Raw genomic sequence first — 20,695 nt, 5'->3', positions numbered from 1 at the left:
GCCTCAACCCCCGTCGCCCGGGATCTGCTCACGACGCAGCACCGCGGCCAGCAGTCCCATACCACCGACCAGCGACGCCAACAGGGGAGCGAACGTCGGAGGACCGGATTCCAGGTTGTAACGCGTCACCCCGCCTGGGCGCTGCCGGACTCCCCGCAGATGCAGATACGTCCCCTGCAGACCGTTGGCGACGATCAGGGCGCTGGCGGCGGGAAGCACGGTGTGCGCGGCGCGGGCGGAGAAGAACGACGCCACCCCGGCCGGCACGGCGGTCGGCACGATGAACACCGGCCAGTACATCATCCGGTTGCCGAAGCTCGCCGCATCGTGAGACAGGTAGATCTCGGCGGTGGTGATGGCAGCGCCTGCGGCGGTGAGCATCGACAACGTGCGCTCGAAGCGGCCGGTCCGAACCGCCCGCAGGGCGGCCGCGACGGGGTTCATGGCCGGTCCCGCTTCTCATGCGGAAGGTACTGCTGCAGTTTCTGCTTGACGCCCTGCTTGATGAAACCCTTGGCATCTTCGTCGCCGCCGATGACCGCCTCGACCAGAGACTTGGCCTGGTCATAGGTGGCGTGCGGCGGGATCGGTGGCACGTCGGGATCGCACCGCACGTCGAGCACGGTGGGGCGATCGGCGCCGAGGGCCTGGTCCCAGGCTCCTCCGAGTGCGTCGGGATCGTCGATGTTGGTGCCGTGCAGTCCGAGGCTGCGGGCGAAGGCGGCGTAGTCCACGTCCGGAAGATCCTGCGATTGCGGGAACTTGGGGGAGTTCTGCATGGCCCGCATCTCCCAGGTGACCTGGTTGAGATCGTTGTTGTGCAGCACTGCGATGACCAAGCGGGGATCTGCCCACTGGTGCCAGTACTTGGCGATGGTGATCAGCTCGGCCATACCGTTCATCTGCATGGCTCCGTCGCCGACGAACGCGATGGAAGGCCGCTCGGGGTGGGCCCACTTCGCACCGATGGCATAGGGCACCCCCGGCCCCATGGTGGCCAGCGTGCCCGAGAGCGAACCGCGAACTCCGGCCGGGAATTTGACGTGCCGGGCATACCAGTTCGCCGCCGAACCGGAATCCGCCGTGACGATGGCATCGGAAGGAATGCGCTGGGAGAACTCCCAGAAGATCCGCATGGGGTTGACCGGGTCGGCACTCGTCATCGCGGTACGTTGCACCGTGGTCCACCAGCTGGAGACGTGGTCCTCGATGCGCTCGCGCCATGAGCGGTCGGATTGGCGGCGCAGCAACGGAATCAAGGCCTGCAGTGTTGCCTTGGCGTCGCCGACGAGGTTGAGCTCGTAGGGATAGCGCATGCCGATCCATGCACCGGAGCGGTCGATCTGGACCGCGCGCGCCTGGTCCAGATCGGGCAGGAACTGGGTGTAGGGAAAGTTGGATCCCACGGTGAGCAGGGTGTCGCAGTGCGACATCAGATACCAGCTGGCCGTGGTTCCCAGCAGGCCGATGGAGCCTGTGACCCACGGAAGATCGTCAGGAAGAACATCCTTCCCCAACAGTGCTTTTGCGGCGCCCGCGCCCAACAGGTCGGCCACCTCGGTGAGTTCGGCCTCGCAACCCCGTGCGCCCTGACCCACCAACATCGCCGCCTTGCTGCCCGAGTTGAGCAGGTCGGCGGCTTGGCGCACCGCGTCCTCGTCGGGAGTGACTCGCGACGCTGACATGCCCATGCTGGACGGAACTTGCTTGAAGGCATGCGCGGGCGGCTGGTATTCGAGGTCGAACACGTCGGAGGGCACGATGATGCCGGTCGGAGATTTGGCGCTGAGGGCAATACGGATGGCACGGTCGATCAGATTCGGCAATTGTTGTGGAACGGTGTACATCTGGATGTAATCACTGCACACGTCCTTGTAGAGGCTGAGCAGATCGATTTCCTGCTGGTAGGAGCCGCCCATGGCGGAGCGCTCGGTCTGCCCCACGATGGCCACTACCGGAACGTGGTCGAGTTTGGCGTCGTACAGACCATTGAGCAGGTGGACGGCGCCCGGGCCGCTGGTCGCGACACACACTCCCACCTGGCCGGAGAATTTGGCGAACCCGACTGCTTCGAATGCGGCCATCTCCTCGTGGCGGGCCTGCACGAACTGCGGCCGGTTCTCCGCGCGTTGCCACGCCGCGAGGAGGCCGTTGATCCCGTCACCTGGATAACCGAAGACCTGCGATACCCCCCACTCGCGCAAGCGGGCCAGCAGGACGTCGCCGACTGTGTCAGACATGAGCACTCCCTTGATCGGATTCGTTGAGGTGTCGTAGGTTCCAGCCGGCCGCGGCCATCGCGGCCGCACCGGCAGCCACAGCCCCGACCGGGCGCACGTGCTGGGTGAGCCACTGCTGCGGTGAGCGTCGGTGCGCCCGGCTGTCGAAAGTTCCGTGCGCGCCGTGGTCGGTTCCGGCCGCATCGTCCAGCGGGGAGAACAGGTTGTCCGGCCGCTGGTCGTCTGCTGGTTCGTCGGTCTGTTGGCTGTCGTAACCCGTTCTGGCCAGGTATCTGTCCAGCAGGGCCGGCATCAGCCGTTGGCCCATGATGGTCGCGGCGGTACTGATTCCGGGCCAGTATTCTTTCCGTTTCGGATGGTCGGCCGCGAAAACAATTGCTTTTGCGGCGATTTCGGGCTGATAGATGGGTGGGACCGGCTGTGGCCGGTTGGGAAGCCGCGACCGAACCCAGGAGAACTGCGGAGTGTTCAAGGCGGGCATCTGCACCACGGTGACGTGAACGTTGCTGTGCTCGTGCAGCAGTTCGGTGCGCAGTGACTCGGTGAAACCGTTGATGCCGTGCTTGGCGCCGCAGTATGCCGACTGCAGCGGAATAGACCGAACACTGAGGGCCGAGCCGACTTGGACGATCGTCCCCGCATCGCGGGGACGCATGCGAGCCAGTGCGGCCATGGTCCCGTATACGAATCCGAGGTAGGTGACCTCGGTGACCCGCCGGAACTCCTCGGGGGTGATGGTGACGAATGGAGCGAAGACCGAACAGAACGCGGAGTTGACCCAGACATCGATGGGCCCGAAAGCGTCCTCGGCTCTGGCCGCCGCCGCGTCGACCTGATCCGGGTCGGACACGTCGGTGACGATGGGAATGGCTTTCCCGCCGGACTTTTCGACTTCCTCGGCGCCGGCCGTCAGGCCGGCCTCGCCGCGTGCCAGGAGCGCGACGCGGTCGCCGCGAGCCCCGAATGCCCGGGCCGCTGCGCGGCCGACGCCGGCGCTGGCCCCGGTGATCACGACGGTGCGATGCGATCGAGATGATCTGGTGGACACGGTGACTCCTCTCCGTGGACGGCGGGCTCCCCGCCCAGCCGGAGCGACGTTTCGATGAGCTGTGCGTGGGCGAATGCCTGCGGGATGTTGCCTCGAAGCTGGTGTTCGATCACGTCGTACTCTTCGCAGAGCAGCGCCGGGGGCCCACAGGCCGCGCGGTTGCGTTCGAAGTAGCGTCCGGCGATCACCGCATTGCCCAGCTGGTGGTTGGCCACGGCAGACCAGAAGCCGCACAACACAAATGCACCCTCGGTGGCGGACAATGGACGATCGTCGTGGCGGAACCGGTAGACGAAGCCGTCATCGGTGAGTTCGGAGGCGATCGCGCGCAGCGTGCCGATGCTGCGCGGGTCGTCCACCGGTATCGCGCCGCGGATCGCGGCGATCAGCAGCGCCGCGTCTACCCGCGGGTCGTCGGGTGCGCGTTGCCAGCGGCCGCTCGGGTGATGGCAGTCCGCACAGCTGGCGAGAATGGCATCGGCCAGCGACTCGACCGAGGCGGCTTCGGATCCCCGGACGTACGGCGCGATCGCCCGTAGCCCGGCCACGCACATCAGCCGTGAGTGCGCCCACCGCTGGGTCTCGATTTCCCAGATACCGGCATCCGGTTCACGCCATCGCGATCCGATGGCGTCGATGGCTGCACTGACGGCGCGGAGCAACGGCCCGTCGATGTGGCCGTGGCGGGCCGATGCAGCGAACAACAACAGCGCCTCACCGAAGATGTCCAACTGGAACTGACTGTGGGCGCGGTTTCCGAGAACGTCGGAACCGCCTGGGTATCCGGGCAGCCGCAGCGAGCGTTCGTCGGGGACGGGCCCACCGTTGACCGTGTACACCGGTTTGAGATCCGCGCCGTCGGCGAGCAACTGCCGGGCGATGAAGCCCACCGCATCATCGAGCAGGGGATGCGCGGCATCGACGGCCGCAGCCTGTCCGACGTAGCACTGATCGCGGATCCACACGTAGCGGTAGTCGTAGTTGCGGCCGGCATCGGCGCGTTCGGGCAGGCTCATCGTCGCCGCCGCCACAGTTCCCCCGCCGGGAGGCGTCATGCCTCGCAGCACCGCGTAGGAGTGCCGGGCGTCCCGGGGCGCGATGCTCATGCTCAGCGCGGGAACTTCTGCGCGCCAGTGGGTTTCGGTGCGTGCCCACAGCACGTCGGGGTCAGGGGGCGGACCGGCAGGGCCCGGGACCGACAGTTCCACGATGAGGTCGACGAACGCGCCTTCAGGAACGTGGAGTTCGGCGTTCAGGGAGACCCCGCGATCACGGGACACCGCGGCGTGCGGCAGTCCCGTCAGCCGCATCTGCAACTCTCCGACCATGGCATGCCAGCGGTCCTCGTGGTCGCGGGCGACGTGCGTCATGGCCCGCTGCCCGAAGCGGGCCGCCGGTGAGAACACCGCCTCGGCACGGGCGTCCCCGCGAACCGCCGTGAGCCTGCGCAGCAGAACCGCTCGCCGCACGTCACCAGGAAAGGCGAGGGCTTCGCGGCACTCGATGATGCTGTCGCGGGTGACCCAGCGGGATCGCCAGATCAGACTGCCTTCCTCGTAATGCCCACCCCAGACGAACTGCTCGCTGGGAGTTATCGCGAAAACGCTTCGTCCGCCGATCAGGGACGCGAACACCGCGTCGTCGTCCCATCCGGGGGCGCACATCCAGCACACGTCGCCACTGGGTCCGATCAGCGCTCCGCGGTGCCCGTCGGCCAACAATGCGTACTCCCGCAACACGTGCGGTTCGTAGATTCGCCCGGTCATGGTCGGTATCCAGAGGCGCCGCGTGGAGTGCGGGATGCGTTCCGCCGCGGAACCCAGGCCGGTCCGCCGATGCGGTCTGGTACCAGCCACATTCCGACCGCGACGTGATAGCAGAACAGCAGTGCCCACAGCAGGATGGCGGCGTTGGTGAGGGCCAGCGGGCCGGGTTGGTGGTGGGCGGCCGCGACCGCCGAGATGATCACCAAGAACAACGACGCGGTGGCGAGTGCTGCGGTGAAGTACACGGCAACGCGTCGCCACGCCGATGCGATCGCCGCCGCGACCCCGATGGCGAGCAGGGTCCCGCTCAACGCGGGGGTCAGCGGAAGCCAGGACGGTCCGAGGTAAGTGTCGACCAGTCCGGCGATTCCGATGGCGATCGCAGGTACGGCCTCACCGCGCAACATCCACCGCGCCTGACGCCAGTGCGACGGATTCAGGCTCACCCGGCGCAGCCGTCCCACGTCGGCTGTTGCACTGCGACGATCTCGAGACATTGCCCTCCGCTTCGAGTATTGGGTGGGGGATAGCGCAAGGGTTTCCATTGCCGCGGTGGTCCAAACCGGCAAGTTATGCGAGCCGCATAATTTGCGAACTGCAAGTAAGCTGTGCGAATAGTGAAAGCCGACTCCTCGATGACCGACCCCCACGGGGTGGACGACGCCGACGACTACGCCGTGCGGCTCGAACGCGCCACGCGCGGCCTTCTCGCGGTCAACGTCATGGCCCTTGAGCATTTCGAGAAACGCATCGGACTGTCCTCGCTGCGAGCTCTGCAGTCGTTGGGACGGATCGGTCCGTGCCTGGTCAGCGAGCTGGCTCAAGATCTCCAGGTGGCCGTGTCGACGGCAAGCCGTCTCGCCGACCGGCTGGCCGAGGCCGGGCTGATCAGCCGGGGCGTCTCCCCGCAGAACCGCCGGGCCACCCGGCTGGACCTGACCGACGACGGCCGAGCCATCCTGCAGGATCTCGTCGCTCATCGTGTCGCGCTCTTCCGGGACGTGACCGCGGCAATCGGGCGCCGTGAGCGCGACGACCTTCTCCGCGGCGCGACAGTCTTCACCGCGGCGTTCCGCGAACTGGCAGACAGCGACAAGCCGGGCGTGGCCGACCGGGCGTGAGCCTGTTGCGACGGAGGTTTCGGCCGGAGGCGACCGGGTAATGCACTGAGCTGACCGGATACCGAGACGGCTGGAGGGATGCTGCCCATGACGGCGATCACCGCATATCGCGGTCTGCTTCGATCGATCGATCTGCACGTCGAGGACACCGGCGGTGACGGGCGGCCTGTGGTGTTGATCCATGGCTGGCCGCTCACCGGGGAGTCCTGGGCTCCACAGGTCGAGGCGCTGGCGGCGGCCGGCTACCGGGTGATCACCTATGACCGCCGAGGCTTTGGTCGCAGCGATACGTCGTTGGTGGGATACACCTACGAATCCCTGTCAGATGACCTGTCGGTACTGATGGAGGAAATGGATCTGCACGATGCGACACTGGTCGGCTTCTCGATGGGTGGGGGAGAAGTGGCCAGCTATTGCGCCCGCAAGGGCACCGCACGGGTGCGCAGTGCGGTGTTTGCGTCGTCGGTGACTCCCTACATGCTGCATTCTCGCGACAATCCCGACGGACCGCTGGGTAAGGCGGAGGCGGCCCAGATGGCGATGTCGCTGACGAAGAACCAGGATGCCTTCTACGACCAGTTGATGACCGACGTCTTCTCGGTCAACGGACAATTGGTGATCGACGAGGATCAACGCCGGCAGACACTGGCGATGTGCGGCCAGGCCAACAAGCACGCCGCACTCGCCTGTCTCACCGCCTTCGGCAATACCGACTTCCGCGAGGACCTGCCTCGAGTCACGGTGCCCAGTCTGGTGATTCACGGAGATGCCGACACAACTGTGCCGTTCGAGGGGTCCGGGCTACGCACTCACGAGACGTTGCGCGACAGCCGCCTTCACGTCATCGCCGGTGGACCCCACGGGATCCCGATCAGCCATGCCGGAGAGTTCAACGACGTGCTGCTGGCGTTCCTCGCCGAGGAGTTCGGGGCGCAGCGAGGGGCGCACTGAGTCAGTCGCGGCAACGCACGCCGCGCTCGAAGGTGCGGATGACGGCGGGTGCGGCCGCATGCTGCGGCATGAGGCCGTCCTTGGAGTCCTGACAGGCCCACATCACCAGACCGTAGAGCGCGTGTTCGAGCCACTGGGTGCTCGACTCCGGATCGAACACACCCTCGGCCTGGCCGCGTTCGATCAGGCTGGTCAGATAGCTGTTGTCCGGTACCGCCTCGGGTGGCAGTCCGCGCAGAACGTTCGGGTCGTCGAACAGGAACAGCAGCCGGTTACCGACCGAGATCATCGCGTTGATGACGCGTCGCATGGCGTCGACCGCGCAGCCATCCTCGGGTGCGGCAGCGGCCACGGCGCTGGTCACGACCTGTACCGAGTCGAGAATCGTCGCGTTGATCAGGCATTCCCGGTCGGGAAAGTAGCGGTGCACCGTGGTGCGGCCGACCCCGGCCGCCTTGGCGATATCGGGCAACGTCGCGGTCCGGTCGTCAGCTAGGACTGCGGCGGCGGCCTCGATGATCGCACCACGGGTGCGCGCCTGGGTGGCCGAGAGCTCGCCTGTGCTCATGCGTCGATGGTATCGACGCGGGTCACGACATTCTCGTCACCGGTATCGGTGTGGTCCGATCGGAGAGGAAACGCGCCGGCCGCTGGCGTATCGGCAGCGGCCACCAGAACCAGCGGCCGAGGATCGCGGCAATCGTGGGAGTCATCAGCGAGCGAACGACGAGGGTGTCGAACAGCAGGCCCAGGCCGATGGTGGTGCCGCCCTGGCCGATCGCGATCAGATCACTGGTGGCCATCGAAGCCATCGTGAAGGCGAACACGAGGCCGGCGGCGGTCACCACGCCGCCCGTGGCGCCCATGGCCCGGATGATGCCGGTGTTGATGCCCGCGCTGACCTCTTCCTTCATCCGGGAGACCACCAGCAGGTTGTAGTCGGATCCGACCGCCAGCAGGATGATGACCGAGAACGCCAGCGTCATCCAGTGCAGATCGATTCCGAGCAGGTACTGCCACACCAGCACCGACAGGCCGAACGACGCTGCCAGGGACAGGATCACGGTGCCGACGATCACGAACGATGCGATCAGGGCGCGGGTGATCAACAGCATGACGATGAAGATCAACGTGATCGCGCCGCAGGCCGAGATCAGCAGATCCCACTGCGCGCCGACCTGGATGTCCTTGTAGGTGGCCGCGGTGCCGCCGAGGTAGATCTTGGCGTCGGCCAGCGGCGTCGTCTTGATCGCTTCGCGCGCCGTCTTCAGGAGCGGGTCGACGTGCGAAATGCCTTCGGAGGTAGCCGGATCCACGTCGTGGGTGATGATGAACTGCGCGGCCTGGCCGTCTGGCGAGACCATCAGGTCAAGCCCGCGCTTGAAGTCCGGGTTGTCGAATGCTTCGGGCGGCAGGTAGAACGAATCGTCATTGCGGGCGTCGTCGAATGCCTGACCCATCACCGATGCCGTGTCGGTCATCTTGCCAATCTGGTCGACCAGCCCGTTGAACGTGCTGAACATCGTCTTCATGGTGCCCTGCATGGACTTCGAGATGGCGATCATCGGCGGTAGTTGCGCCACCAGCTGCGGCATCAGCTGGTCCATCTCGTTCATGTTCTTCACCGATTCCGCGAGGGTTTCGGTCATGGTGTCGATGCCGTCGAGCCCGTCGAACAGTGAGCGCATGGATTGGCACATCGGGATGTCGTAGCAGTGCGGTTCCCAGTACAGGTAGTTCCGCATCGGCCGCATGAAATCGTCGAAATCAGCCATGTGATCCCGCATTTCGTTGGTGCTGGCCTGCATGTCGTTCATGCTTGCAGTGAGTTCGTGGGTGATGCCGGTCATCCGGTTCATCAGACCCAGCATGTTCTCCATGATCACGATCATTCGGCCGAGATCATCGGTCAGCGTGTTCATGTCGCCCATGCGCTCACGGAGGAACTGCAGGTTCTCGGTCATCGACACCGATTGCATGCTCACCTGGAAGGGCACCGAGCTGTGCGCGATGGGACGGCCCAGCGGTCGGGTGATGCTCTGCACGCGGGCGATGCCGGGAACGCGGATCAGCTCACGAGCGATCTTGTCCAGCACGATCATGTCGGCCGGGTTGCGCAGATCCCGGCCCGCATCCACGAGCAGCAGATCTGGATTCATCCGGGCGGACGTGAAATGTCGTTCAGCGGCGGCATATCCGACGTTGGACGGCAGATCCTTGGGGATGTAGAGCCGCTCGTTGTAGGACGTCTTGTAGCCGGGCAGCGCCAGCAGTCCGACGAGCGCCACGGCGATGGCGGCGGCCAGAATCGGCACCGGCCAGCGCACCACCGAAGTGCCGAGCCTGCGCCAACCCCGCGAGCGGATCTCGCGCTTGGCGTCGAGCAAGCCGAACCGGCTGCCGACCACCAGCATCGCCGGTGCGAGCGTGAGAGAGGCCAGCACCACCACGGACATGCCGATGGCGCTGGGGACACCCATGGAGCTGAAGTAGTTCAAGCGGGTGAAGTGCAGGCAGAGCATGGCGCCGGCAACGGTGAGACCGGAACCGAGGATGACGTGGCCGACACCGTGAAATGCGGTGTAATAGGCCTCTTCTCGCTCCTGGCCCTTTTGTCTGGCCTCCTGATACCGGCCGACGAGGAAGATGGCGTAGTCGGTGCCGGCCGCGATGGCCAACGAGGTCAGCAAGCTCACCGAGAATGTCGACAAACCGAGCATCCCGGCGTGGCCGATCGCGGCCACCACACCACGCGAGGCCGACATCTCCAACAGCACCACGATCAGCATCAGCAGCATGGTGGCGAACGACCGGTAGACGACGATCAGCATCACCGCGATCACCGCGATCGTGACGAAGGTGATCTTGACCATGCTCTTGTCGCCGGCCTCGTTCATGTCCGTGGTGAGCGGACCTTGGCCGGTGACATAGGCTTTCACGCCGGCAGGCGGGTGCGAGTCGTCGATGATCTTGCGTACTGCGGCGACCGATTCGTTGGCCAGCGTCTCGCCCTGGTTGCCGGCGAGGTTGACCTGTACGTAGGCGGCCTTGCCGTCGGTGCTCTGCGAACCGGCAGCGGTGATCAGGTCGCCCCAGTAGTTCTGTACGTGCTGAACGTGTTCGGTATCGGCCTGAAGCGTGCGAACCAGTTCGTCGTAGTAGTGATGGGCTTCGGTGCCCAGCGGCTGGTCGCCCTCCAGCACCACCATCGCGATGGTGTCCGAGTCGAATTGGTCGAAGCGCTCGCCGATCTTCTTCATCGCCACCAACGCCGGTGCGTCCTGTGGCGACAGCGACACGGCGTGCTCGTGTCCGACGACCTCGAGCTGGGGGACCAGCGCGTTCAGGACGACGACGAGGATGACCCACGCCAGGATGATCGGGATCGCGGCCACGCGGATGACGCGGGCGATGCCCTTGTGTTCAGGGGTGGCGGCGTGGTTGCTCATGCGGCCTTGTCCAAGCAGAAGGCCTGGGCGTCGTGCTGGTTCACGGTCTGCTCGTCACGCACGTCGCCGTTGACGATGATCCGGCAGGTGATCACGTTGCTATCTCCTTGTGCAACCACATTCGCGAACACTGTCGGCAAGGTGGTGACCACCTCGTGCCGCCAGGGCAGCGTGCTGAAACTCTCGGTGTGCGGTTGGGCGTCGGCATCCAGGAAGCTGACGTGCCCGCTGGTCCCGCTCGGGCCCTCGATCTCATAGACGACGCGCTTGGGGTTGAACTCGACGATGTCGTCCCCGGCCGACTGACCGGGATCGGTGTTGATGTGGGTCCCGAAGATGCCGTGCATCCGGTTCATCGCGAAGCCGCTGACGGCAAGCGCTGCCACCAACACCAAGGGAATCCAGAAGCGTTTGGCGAGCCGAAATAGCGTAGCCACGGCAAAATCCACCTCTCCGGTTCGGCGCATGCCGACGGAAAACCCCATCCGACCGCGTTTTGATCGGCTGAACGTAACAGGCCCTTAGTGGATCGACAACGTTCCATTAAGGAATTTTGATCTTCCTCACAGTTACTTCCCAAACGGAATTTTTAGCCCCCCACGAGGGAGTGTGCAGCGCACACGGCCTCCGGGATCTGGCTCCAGCGAACAAGATTGGGCGTCGAAGTGGACGGCCTAGGAAGCCCGTCGACACTGTTCGCGGTTTGCCGCCGCAATCGAGAGCCGCCTCGGACCTGTGACGCCCCTACGCGGTCAGCAGTCGCACAGGGGCGCCGGCACAGTAGGCGGCAATGTCCTCGACGATGTCGCGGTAGAAGATGGACATGACGGTGTGGGTGACGTAGCCGAGGTGCGGCGTCAGCAGCGTGTTGGGCAAGGACGTCAGTGGGTTGCCCGCCGGTAGCGGCTCGTGCTGGTAGACGTCGAGCGCTGCACCGCGAATCTGGTTGCTGTGCAGGGCTTCGACGAGGGCCGGCTCATCGATGAGGCCGCCTCGCGAGGTGTTCACCAGGATCGCGGTCGGCTTCATCGCGGCCAGCTCGGCGCGGCCCACCAGTCCACGGGTCGAATCGGCCAGCACCATGTGCAGCGACACCACGTCGGCGTCTGCGAACAGGGTGTCGCGGTCCACCCGTGCGACACCGGCCTTGGCAGCGCGCTCGTCGGTGAGGTTGGGGCTCCATGCGATGACCTCCATGCCGAAGGCCTTGCCGATGGCGGCGACCCGGCTGCCGATCCGGCCCACCCCGACCAGGCCGAGGGTCGCCCCGTGCAGGTCGGTGCCGATGGTGCTCTGCCACAGCCCGTCGCGGATGCGCTGATCCTCGGTGGTCAGGTGGCGCTGCAGCCCCAGGATGAGTGCCCAGGTGTGTTCGACGGTCGGGGTGACGGCACCGCCGGTGCCCGAGACCGTGATGCCGAGGCGCCCTGCCGCGGCGACGTCGATCGCGGCGTTGAAAGGCCCGGTCGTCACGAGCAGTTTGAGCGCGGGCAGCTCGGCGAGCAGTGCTCCGTCGAGCGGGGTACGTTCCCGCATCGCGACGACGACCTCATGGTCGGCCAGGGTCTCGACCAATGCCGGGCCGGGCGTGACGTGTTTCCTGAGGGCGGTGATCTGCACCGGGCGGGGGATCGGTGACCAGTCGACGGTGTCGGCGATGCCCTGGTAGTCGTCGAGGACGGCGATGCGCAGCGGTTCGGTCATCGCTCAGTAGGCGTTCGGGTCGTTCTGCACGGCCGGCGGCACCGGATGCTGGTAGAGCCGGGAGGCGTTCTCCCAGGTGATCTTCCGGATCACCTCGGCGGGCAGGCCCTGGATCTGTTCGTGGATGATGCGCTGGGTGTGCGGCCAGGTTGAATCGCAGTGGGGGTAGTCGGCTTCGAGCAGGATGTTGCCGGTGCCGATGCGCTCGTGCTGGATGAACGACGACTGGTCCTCGACCGCGCAGAACCAGAAGTTCCTGGTGAACACCTCGGCGGGGGAGAGGGTTTCGCCCAACGCCTTCCAGGTTCCGTACATCTGGTGGTAGCTGAGCATGTGGTCGAGCCGGTCGAGTAGCCCTGCGACCCAACCGATTCCGCCCTCCGACAGGCAGATCTTGAGATCGGGGTACCGGCTGGGCAGACCCGAGTACAGCCAGTCCACCGCGGCGGTGATGGCGTAGGCGAAGAACAGCACACCCTGCACGTCCGGTGGTGCGTCGTCGGTGGTGGACGGCGCCGAACCGGAGGAGCCGATGTGCAGGTTGACCACGGTGCCTGTCTCGGCGCACGCCGCCATCATCGGTTCCCAGTACCCGGAGTGGATGGTCGGCAGCCCGAGCATGGCCGGGTTCTCGCTGAACGTCACGGCGTGGAAGCCGCGTTCGGCGTTTTCGTAGATCATCTGCGCGCCGACCTCGGGGTCGAGCAGCCATGGCAGCTGGCACGGGATGATCCGATCGGGGTAGGCCCCGGCCCACGCTTCGAGGTGCCAGTCGTTCCAGGCCCGCACGGCCGCCATCGCCAGGTCCCGGTCCTTGGTCACCTGCTGCAGCCGTTGGCCGGCGAACCCGGGCAGGAACGACGGGAAGTTGAGCGAGGCGTACACGCCGTTGAGGTCCATGTCCCTGACGCGCTCGTGAATGTCCCAGGCGCCGCGGCGCATCTCGTCGAAACGGGCGGGCTCGAAACCATACTCGTCCACGGGCCGTCCCACAACGGCGTTGAATCCCACGTTGGGCAGCGACTGCCCGTCGTACATCCAGGTCTGCCCGCCGTTCTCGGTATCGACCACCTTCGGGGCACGGTCGGCGAACTTGCGGGGCACGCGGCCGGTGAAGGTGTCGGGCGGCTCGACGATGTGATCGTCGACGGAGATCACGGTGTAGAGGCGTTCGGCCCGTTCGGGTTCCGGCAGAAACGTGACCGTGCGTTCCGACCCCTTCTGCGCGGTGGTGAAGTCGAGATTGCCGGCGAGTTCGTCGATGGACTTCATGGGCTGAATCTCCTTGCTGTCTCAGGTCAGAACTTCAGGGTCGGCCTTCATGGTCATGCGGGCCGCTCCGGCCCAGTACACATCGGCGGCCCGCTCGATGAGCGAGGCCTTCATGCCGTACATGTCGGACCGATTCATCGCGGTGGGCTCGCGGCCGGTCAGCATCACCTGGTAGGCCAGCTTGCACACCCGGTCGATCGATGCGGCCCGGTACACCGCCTCGGCCACGGTGCCTCCGGTGGTGATGACGCCGTGATTGGCCAGGATGGTGAGATTCGCACTGCCGATCCGCTCGGCGAGTTCACTGGCCCGCGGCGCCGAATCGACCTCACCGTCATAGGTTTCGACCAGACACATGTCGTCGAGGAACAGCGACCCGGTCTGATGCACCAGGTCCGGCAGCTTTCCCAGCGCCGCGATGAGGCTCACGTAATAGGGATGGTTGTGGATCACGACGCGGGCGTCGGCGCGCCTGCGGTGCAGTTCGGTGTGGATGTGGATGGCCGGGGTGACATCCCAGCGTCCCCGCACCACGTGCGCATCCTCGTCGACGACGCAGATGTCGGATGCGGTGAGCTCCTGCCACCACAGGCCCCACGGATTGACCAGCATCTCGGTGCGGCCTTCGGGCTGCCAGGTGATGTGGCCGGCCATGTTCTCGGCGAATCCGATACCGGCAAGGTGCCGGAACGCCACGGCCAGCGTCTGCTCCTCGGTCAGGTCGACCCCGATCGGCGGGGTCACCGACGGAGACCACACTTTCAGCCCGCCCTCGCGCATCTCACCGACGCTCATAGCTGTCTCCCAACCGCGTCCGGATATCTTCGCGGAGTTGTCCTTTGGCGATCTTTCCGCCCGATGACCGGGGCAGCTCATCGAGCACGATGAGCTGCTCGGGAAGCAGTTCCTTCGACATGCCCTCGGCCAGGAGGTGCTCGACGAGCCCAGGGAGATCGATCGCCTGCCCATTGGCAGGTTCTACGTAGATGCAGACCTTCTCGCCGAAGACCGGGTCGGGCATGGCCACCGCGGCCGCGACGGCCACGGCCGGATGCGTCGTCACCGCATCCTCGACCTCACCCGCACTGATGTTCTTGCCGCCGCGCACGATGAAATCCGAGGTGCGGCCGGTGACCGACAGATAGCCCTCGGCGTCGACCTCACAGATGTCGCCCATCCGCATCCAGCCGTCCGGGGTGTAGAGCTTGTCGTGGTCGACCCCGCCGAGATAACCGAGGCTGGTGGCCGGCCCACGGCAGGCCGGTTGTCCACGCCCGGTCGAAGTCACGTCGTCATCACCATCGAACAGGCGCACCGCCATCTCCGGCACCAGTCGGCCGGCGGTGCGCAGCCTGCGTTCCCGGGAATCCTGCAGTGTCGTCCCGCTCAGCAGACCGGTTTCGTTGGAGCCGTAGAACTGCAGGATGGTGGCGCCGGTGAGTTCCTCGAAGTCGGCGGCGCGCCGGTACGGCAGAGCCTCGCCGCCGGTGAAGACCACGCGCAGCGAGCTCAGGTCGTTCTCGCGTGACGCCCGGTCGGCCATGATCATCATCAATTGGGTACTGACACAGCACAACACGCTGACCCGGTGGCGTGCGATCGCCTCACATGCGGCCTTCGCGTCGAACTTTTCCAGCAGGATCGTGGTGGCACCGAGGTAGATCGGGGTGGTGTGGGCGGTCCAGATGCCGAACCCGAACGGTGCTGGGATGACGGGCAGGAAGATGTCATCCGACGTCAGCGCGCCGTTGGCGACCGCCCGCTGGTGAAAGTAGTGCCACCGGTTCTGGGTATGCACAACGCATTTGGGTAGGCCCGTTGTCCCCGAGGTGGAGTTGATCAGGAATACCTCGTCGGCGCCGACACCCGCGGCCGGTGGTCGCGACGGGGTGTCAGTGGCGAGGGACAAACCGTCCAACACCAGCGCGCTGATCTCGTCGGTCAGTCCGGACACGGTGGTTTGGGCCGACGGGTGCCGCGCCGCGTCACTGATCAGCAGACGCGGCTGGGTGGTCCGCAGGATCTGGGTGGCCTCGCGGGTCCCGGCGCGGGCGCCGATCCCGACCACGACGGCGCCGCACCGTTCGATCGCCACGAACAACACATGGATGGCTGCGGTGTCGCCGTGCCAGACCGCGACGCGATCACCGAGCGTGACGCCAAGGCCGGCCAGTTGGGCAGCGAGTAGCGATGCGGCACGGTCGAATTCGCGCCAGGTGAACGTGGTGTTGGGGTAGTCGACATAGGCCGGCTTGTCGGGATGGGCGAGGGCGTGTTCGCGCACGGTCTGCGAGAGTGTGCGGTCCGACCACCATCCGGCCGTGCGGTAGTGGGCTGCGTCGGCAGCATGCGCGGCGTCGCCAGCCTTCATCACCAAATCATATGAAAATAAGAACCGCTGTCAACGGTCGCACGGGGCGGCCCCGCTCACGGTCGCCGCGGACTCGACTGCGCCCAGGTGCGCACCATCGTCGGATCGACGATGCCGTCGACACCCGGGTACTGCTGGGCACTGACCAGATGCGCCGCGGCCAGATCGCGGGCCCGTTGCGCGTCGCCCACATCGATCGCGTCGATCACCTGACGGTGATCTTCCAGGACCGCTCTGCGTTCCTCGACCGGCACCGTCGAGTGATCCGTCACCTGGGCCGACCAGTTTTGCTCATGGGCGGACCACAAAGCCTCCAAGGCGCCCGCCAGGATGATCATCGTCTCGTTGCCGCAGTGGCGCACCAGCGCCTCGTGATAACGCCGACTCGCCGAGGTGGCCTGCAGCAGATCTGACACGGACCTGACCGATTCTTCGTGTAGCTCACGGAGAATCGGGACGACGGTGCGTTTCCGGTCGGCGCGTTGGGCGCAGAGTGCGGCGCAGGCCGGCTCGACCTGCAGCAGCGCGGTACCCACATCGGCGAGCCCGACCTGCCCGGCGCCCAGCACCAGCCCCATGGTGTAGGCCAGGTTTGCGGAATCGGGCCGGTGAACCACGGCACCGCCGAGCTTGCCGCGTCGTACCGTCAGCAGCCCCTCGGCCTCGAGGATGCGCATCGCCTCGCGTAGGGACGGCTTGCTGATCGGGTACTCGACCAGAAGTTCGTCCTCCTTGGGCAGGATGCTGCCGTCGGGTAGTTCCCCGGTGAGGATCTGGCGCCGCAACTGGTCGGCGACCTGTTCGGCGAGTCGCTGGAACCGGACGTTTGGCTGCGCCACGCATCCGAGTGTGCCAGATGACCGACCGTTCAGGCGGCCACGCCGAGCCTTGTATCCAAATGATTTGTCTCATACGGTGAGCCATGCAGAAGTGGACCATCGGCACGCTGACAGTTCATTCCGTCCTGGAGACGGTGGTGCCGACCCGGCCTGACCGGGTGTTTCGCGGGCTGCCGGCGGAACTCCCGCGCTGGTTACATCCCCACTACGTCGACGACGCCGGCAATCTGCTGGTGGCCATCCAGTCGTTCTTCATCGAATCTGGTGAGGATCTCGTCGTGGTCGACTGCTGCTTCGGCGAAGGCCACGACCTGCCCTACCAAATCCCCATCGACCCCGACCAGTACCGACAGTCGCTGGCCACAGTCGGATTCACCCCCGACGACGTGACCACCGTCGTCTGCACCCATCTGCACCTCGACCATGCCGGACGCCACACGACCCGGCACGACGGCGCCTGGATCCCCACCTATCCGAACGCGACCTACCTCCTCACCGCCGACGAGTACACGTCGTGGCGCCATTCCTCGGCGCCGAACCGCGCGGCCGACGAGACCGTCGAACCGCTTGTCGCACACGATGTCCTGCGGCTCACCGAGATGGACCACGCCATCACCGACGAGATCCGGCTGATCGCGACGCCCGGTCACACCCCGGGGCACACCGCGGTGCGGCTCGAATCCGGCGGCGAGGTGGCGGTGATCAGTGGGGACGTCATCCACCATCCGCTGCAGATCACGCATCCGGACGTACAGGCGCTGCCCGACGACGATCCGGACGCGGCTGCGGTGACCCGCGCCCGGCTACTGCAGAGCGTCGCCGGCGAACAGGCCCTGCTGCTCGGCACCCACTTCGCCGCCCCGACCGCAGGCACCGTCGTCGCCGACGACGACCAGCTGATGTGGGTGGCGATGTAGGCGAGGAGTCCTAGTTCGCGGTGTGGACGATGAGAATGTCGATCTTCACTCGACGAGCAATGGTCGCAGGCACCGAGCCCAACAGGCGCCCGGCGACCGAGTCCAGCCCGATGTCGCCGACGACGATCAGATCCGCGTCGACATCTTTGGCGAGTCTCACCAGGGCGTCGACCGGCGCACCCTCGACCGCCCGCTCGACGATGTCCCCGGCACCGGCGGCCTTGGCCCGGTCGCGCGCCACCTGGAGGATCTCGTAGACCGGGGCAGCGCCGTGCATCCGGTAGCCCTCGCTCTTGAGGCTGTCCTCCGCACGGGTATCGACCACATGATCGGGCGACGGTGGTCGCGACCAGCCGCCCTTTTCGGCCACGGGCTGATGAGCGCTCGCGATGATCAGCTTCGCGTTCTCCTGCGTGGCGATCTCGGCGGCGCGGTGGACCGCACGTAGCGACGAGTCGGAGCCGTCGGTCCCGACAACGATCGTCCGATAGGTGCTCATGTCGTCTCCGAACTGTCGGGTACCAGGACAGACAGACCTTAATGCACGTCAATCTTCAGCTTGTGGAGATTGGGCTTCGTGCCGCGTCAAGGATCAACCGAGACAAGTGTCAACCATCAGCCGACGTCACACAGATGGAAAGTGGTTCTCGGTCATATCCGCCGAGTAGGCGGCAACGTTGAAGGCCCCTGCGTCGAAGCGAGCATGCTGCCGAGCGCGTCCGCTAATCAGACGAGCTGCGTGAGATTCAGGCTCGCCTTTTGTATCGAGCGAGTTGTATTGAGCGAGCACTCGACCGACATGGAGTTGTCGGATGTGCGGGGTATCGTGCGCTCAAGAATGAGAAGCACACGTCAAACGAACGAGACGTGGCACCCCCGACAGGATTCGAACCTGCAACCGACCGGGTAGAAACCGGATGCGCTATCCGTTGCGCCACGGGGGCAAGTCGGACCACCACAATTTACACCGCGTTGGGTGTCGTTACCGAAACGGATATGCACCACGTGGGCTGCTCGAACCGCAACCGATGAAACGGGCGAGTAAGTGGGTCGACATCACACCAAAGACAAAGGCGACCTCGGCGTCGCCAAGGCGCACGCCGACCTGGTTGGCATGGGTTTTTACGTGCTGTTCCGGTCAGACTCAACTTCCGGTCCACCTGGGCCGATCGCCGTGGCGCGCACAGCACGCCGATCGACAAGGACGCGATCGACCTCATCTGCATCTACTGCCCGGACCCCGACGAGTGCTACTACATCCGGCCCACCGATCACGGCGTCTCCGTCAATCTCCGGATCACGCCGACCAAGAACGGTCAGCAGAAACGGATTCTGACGGCCGCCTCGTTTCGTGACCTACCGGACAAACGCCTCCCGCCGATCGGCGAAACCCGTACTTCGGCGTGAAGGGGCGGTGACGCGCCACGGACGCCCGGCAAAGCGGACCCACGGGGCCGGTGGCGGACTAGCGTGGACGCTGCATTGGCCGCCATGGGGAGGGGAGAGGGACCACGCGATGAGCGACGTGCCGGAGTTGGACGCGGCGGGACTGCCCGAAGAACTGAGCGCAGTCGATCAGCTGTTGCATCGGGGAGAGGCAAACCCGCGCACCCGGTCCGGGATCCTCGGCGTCGAGATCCTCGACACCACACCGGATTGGGACCGTTTCCGGGCCCGTCTGGATCACGCGTCGCGCAAGGTTCTGCGGCTGCGCCAGAAGGTCGTCATGCCCACCCTGCCGACGGCCGCTCCGCGCTGGGTCGTCGACCCCGACTTCAATCTCGACTACCACGTGCGACGGGTGCGGGTCCCTGCTCCCGGCACGTTGCGCGACGTGTTCGATCTGGCCGAGGTTGCGCTGCAGTCGCCGATGGACATCAACCGGCCGTTGTGGAACGCCACCTTGGTCGAAGGGCTGCCCGATGGCCGGGCGGCGACCATTCTCCATCTGAGCCACGCGGTGTCCGACGGTGTCGGGATGGTCGAGATGTTCGCCAACATCTACGACCTCGAGCGTGATCCCGAACCGGCCGCCGCTGCACCGTTACCCATCCCGCAGGACCTGTCGCCCAACGACCTGATGCGGGAGGGCATCAACCGGCTCCCCGGATCGATCGCCGGCGGCGTGCTCGGCGTGCTCGGACAGGCGGCCCGGACGGTGACCAAGGTGGTGCGCGACCCGGTCTCGGCGGTCAGTGGGGTGGTCGACTACGCGATGTCCGGCACTCGGGTGATGGGGCCGGCCGCACACCCCTCGCCGCTGCTGCGCCGCCGAAGCCTGTCGTCGCGCACGGAGGCGATCGACATTCCGTTCTCCGACCTGCACCGGGCAGCCAAGGCCGCCGGCGGTTCGATCAACGATGCCTACCTGGCCGGGCTGTGCGGCGCACTGAGGCTCTATCACGACGCCAAAGGCATCTCGATCGAGACGCTGCCCATGGCCGTACCGGTCAACCTGCGCTCGCAGGACGACCCGGCGGGCGGCAACCGCTTCGCCGGGATCAACCTCGCCGCGCCTGTCGGAATCGTCGACCCGGAGACCCGGATCAAGGCGGTCCGGTCGCAGATGACGAGCAAGCGCGAGGAGCGCGCCATCGACGTGGTCGGCGCGGTCGCACCCGTGCTGAGCCTGCTGCCCGATGCCGTACTGGAGACGGTGGCCGGTTCGGTCGTGAACTCCGACGTGCAGGCCAGCAATGTCCCGGTCTGGCCGGGGGACACCTTCATCGCCGGGGCAAAGATCCTGCGCCACTACGGAATAGGCCCGCTGCCCGGCGTCGCGATGATGGTGGTGCTGATCTCGAGGTCCGGGTACATCACGGTCACCGCCCGCTACGACCGCGCCGCCATCACCGACGACCAGCTGTTCGCCCGGTGCCTGCTCGCGGGATTCGACGAGGTGCTGGCGCTCGGCGGCGACGGCCGCGCGGAGCCGGCCTCGTTCAGTGATGACACTTCGGCGACGAACGGGAGTGCGGCACAGTGACTTCGAAAGACCCGTCCCCGGAGCCCCGCGT

At 66.0% G+C, this 20,695-nt stretch carries 19 protein-coding genes and 1 tRNA gene; 5 read left to right on the top strand and 15 right to left on the bottom strand.

Annotation, left to right across the window (positions count from 1 at the left end; translation table 11 throughout):
- Positions 1 to 3: 3 nt before the first annotated feature.
- The 5 genes from AB0876_RS26340 to AB0876_RS26320 are packed head-to-tail and all read right to left on the bottom strand — an operon-like array spanning position 4 to position 5,551.
- The gene (locus tag AB0876_RS26340; RefSeq protein WP_526043321.1) at positions 4 to 444 is read right to left on the bottom strand and encodes a hypothetical protein; all 441 of its coding nucleotides are present in this window, start codon (positions 442 to 444) and stop codon (positions 4 to 6) included.
- Complete coding sequence (locus AB0876_RS26335; protein ID WP_526043320.1) at positions 441 to 2,240, bottom strand: thiamine pyrophosphate-requiring protein; 1,800 nt, start codon at positions 2,238 to 2,240, stop codon at positions 441 to 443. The genes AB0876_RS26340 and AB0876_RS26335 overlap by 4 nt, the downstream gene beginning before the upstream one ends.
- Positions 2,233 to 3,288, bottom strand: a complete 1,056-nt coding sequence (locus AB0876_RS26330; RefSeq protein ID WP_526043319.1) for an SDR family oxidoreductase — start codon at positions 3,286 to 3,288, stop codon at positions 2,233 to 2,235. The genes AB0876_RS26335 and AB0876_RS26330 overlap by 8 nt, the downstream gene beginning before the upstream one ends.
- Positions 3,249 to 5,054, bottom strand: a complete 1,806-nt coding sequence (locus tag AB0876_RS26325; protein ID WP_526043318.1) for a glycoside hydrolase family 15 protein — start codon at positions 5,052 to 5,054, stop codon at positions 3,249 to 3,251. The genes AB0876_RS26330 and AB0876_RS26325 overlap by 40 nt, the downstream gene beginning before the upstream one ends.
- On the bottom strand, positions 5,051 to 5,551 hold the full coding sequence (locus AB0876_RS26320; protein WP_526043317.1) for a hypothetical protein: 501 nt from the start codon (positions 5,549 to 5,551) through the stop codon (positions 5,051 to 5,053). Before AB0876_RS26320 ends, AB0876_RS26325 begins: the two co-directional genes overlap by 4 nt.
- Positions 5,552 to 5,689: 138 nt before the next feature.
- Between AB0876_RS26320 and AB0876_RS26315 the strand changes: the two genes are divergently transcribed.
- The gene (locus AB0876_RS26315) at positions 5,690 to 6,175 is read left to right on the top strand and encodes a MarR family winged helix-turn-helix transcriptional regulator (RefSeq protein ID WP_526043316.1); all 486 of its coding nucleotides are present in this window, start codon (positions 5,690 to 5,692) and stop codon (positions 6,173 to 6,175) included.
- 87 nt (positions 6,176 to 6,262) lie between these two features.
- Entirely contained in the window at positions 6,263 to 7,126 is an 864-nt protein-coding gene (locus tag AB0876_RS26310; RefSeq protein WP_526043315.1) for an alpha/beta fold hydrolase, read from the top strand.
- Position 7,127: 1 nt separating this feature from the next.
- On the opposite strand, the gene AB0876_RS26305 is transcribed toward AB0876_RS26310, so the two are convergent.
- The 8 genes from AB0876_RS26305 to AB0876_RS26270 all read right to left on the bottom strand — a co-directional run bounded on the left by AB0876_RS26305 (position 7,128) and on the right by AB0876_RS26270 (position 16,761).
- On the bottom strand, positions 7,128 to 7,694 hold the full coding sequence (locus AB0876_RS26305) for a TetR/AcrR family transcriptional regulator (protein WP_491841202.1): 567 nt from the start codon (positions 7,692 to 7,694) through the stop codon (positions 7,128 to 7,130).
- A 22-nt stretch (positions 7,695 to 7,716) separates the two neighbouring features.
- Positions 7,717 to 10,575, bottom strand: a complete 2,859-nt coding sequence (locus tag AB0876_RS26300) for an MMPL/RND family transporter (protein WP_526043314.1) — start codon at positions 10,573 to 10,575, stop codon at positions 7,717 to 7,719.
- The gene (locus tag AB0876_RS26295; RefSeq protein WP_491841204.1) at positions 10,572 to 11,042 is read right to left on the bottom strand and encodes an MmpS family transport accessory protein; all 471 of its coding nucleotides are present in this window, start codon (positions 11,040 to 11,042) and stop codon (positions 10,572 to 10,574) included. Before AB0876_RS26295 ends, AB0876_RS26300 begins: the two co-directional genes overlap by 4 nt.
- 277 nt (positions 11,043 to 11,319) lie before the next feature.
- The gene (locus AB0876_RS26290) at positions 11,320 to 12,279 is read right to left on the bottom strand and encodes a D-2-hydroxyacid dehydrogenase family protein (protein ID WP_526043313.1); all 960 of its coding nucleotides are present in this window, start codon (positions 12,277 to 12,279) and stop codon (positions 11,320 to 11,322) included.
- A gap of 3 nt (positions 12,280 to 12,282) precedes the next feature.
- Positions 12,283 to 13,551 carry an amidohydrolase family protein gene (locus AB0876_RS26285; RefSeq protein WP_491841206.1) on the bottom strand — a complete coding sequence of 423 codons (1,269 nt, stop codon included), beginning with the start codon at positions 13,549 to 13,551 and terminating at the stop codon, positions 12,283 to 12,285.
- A 21-nt stretch (positions 13,552 to 13,572) separates the two neighbouring features.
- Positions 13,573 to 14,346 carry a class II aldolase/adducin family protein gene (locus AB0876_RS26280; protein WP_526043312.1) on the bottom strand — a complete coding sequence of 258 codons (774 nt, stop codon included), beginning with the start codon at positions 14,344 to 14,346 and terminating at the stop codon, positions 13,573 to 13,575.
- Complete coding sequence (locus AB0876_RS26275; protein ID WP_526043311.1) at positions 14,333 to 15,922, bottom strand: class I adenylate-forming enzyme family protein; 1,590 nt, start codon at positions 15,920 to 15,922, stop codon at positions 14,333 to 14,335. Before AB0876_RS26275 ends, AB0876_RS26280 begins: the two co-directional genes overlap by 14 nt.
- 56 nt (positions 15,923 to 15,978) lie before the next feature.
- The gene (locus tag AB0876_RS26270) at positions 15,979 to 16,761 is read right to left on the bottom strand and encodes a FadR/GntR family transcriptional regulator (protein ID WP_491841209.1); all 783 of its coding nucleotides are present in this window, start codon (positions 16,759 to 16,761) and stop codon (positions 15,979 to 15,981) included.
- A gap of 83 nt (positions 16,762 to 16,844) precedes the next feature.
- Between AB0876_RS26270 and AB0876_RS26265 the strand changes: the two genes are divergently transcribed.
- The gene (locus AB0876_RS26265) at positions 16,845 to 17,678 is read left to right on the top strand and encodes an MBL fold metallo-hydrolase (protein ID WP_526043310.1); all 834 of its coding nucleotides are present in this window, start codon (positions 16,845 to 16,847) and stop codon (positions 17,676 to 17,678) included.
- Positions 17,679 to 17,688: 10 nt separating this feature from the next.
- Here AB0876_RS26265 and AB0876_RS26260 read toward each other — a convergent pair whose 3' ends face one another.
- Positions 17,689 to 18,177, bottom strand: coding sequence for a universal stress protein (locus AB0876_RS26260; protein ID WP_491841211.1), 489 nt, complete (start codon positions 18,175 to 18,177; stop codon positions 17,689 to 17,691).
- 369 nt (positions 18,178 to 18,546) lie between these two features.
- Positions 18,547 to 18,622, bottom strand: a tRNA-Arg gene (locus AB0876_RS26255).
- Positions 18,623 to 18,872: 250 nt separating this feature from the next.
- On the opposite strand from AB0876_RS26255, the gene AB0876_RS26250 reads away from it, so the two are divergent.
- Positions 18,873 to 19,085, top strand: a complete 213-nt coding sequence (locus AB0876_RS26250; RefSeq protein WP_526043446.1) for a group I intron-associated PD-(D/E)XK endonuclease — start codon at positions 18,873 to 18,875, stop codon at positions 19,083 to 19,085.
- Positions 19,086 to 19,194: 109 nt separating this feature from the next.
- Positions 19,195 to 20,664, top strand: coding sequence for a wax ester/triacylglycerol synthase family O-acyltransferase (locus AB0876_RS26245; RefSeq protein WP_526043309.1), 1,470 nt, complete (start codon positions 19,195 to 19,197; stop codon positions 20,662 to 20,664).
- Positions 20,665 to 20,695: the final 31 nt, after the last annotated feature.

The organism is Mycobacterium sp. NPDC049093 (assembly GCF_040704635.1).
Classification (GTDB): domain Bacteria; phylum Actinomycetota; class Actinomycetes; order Mycobacteriales; family Mycobacteriaceae; genus Mycobacterium.
This window is presented reverse-complemented; position numbering and strand designations above follow the sequence as displayed.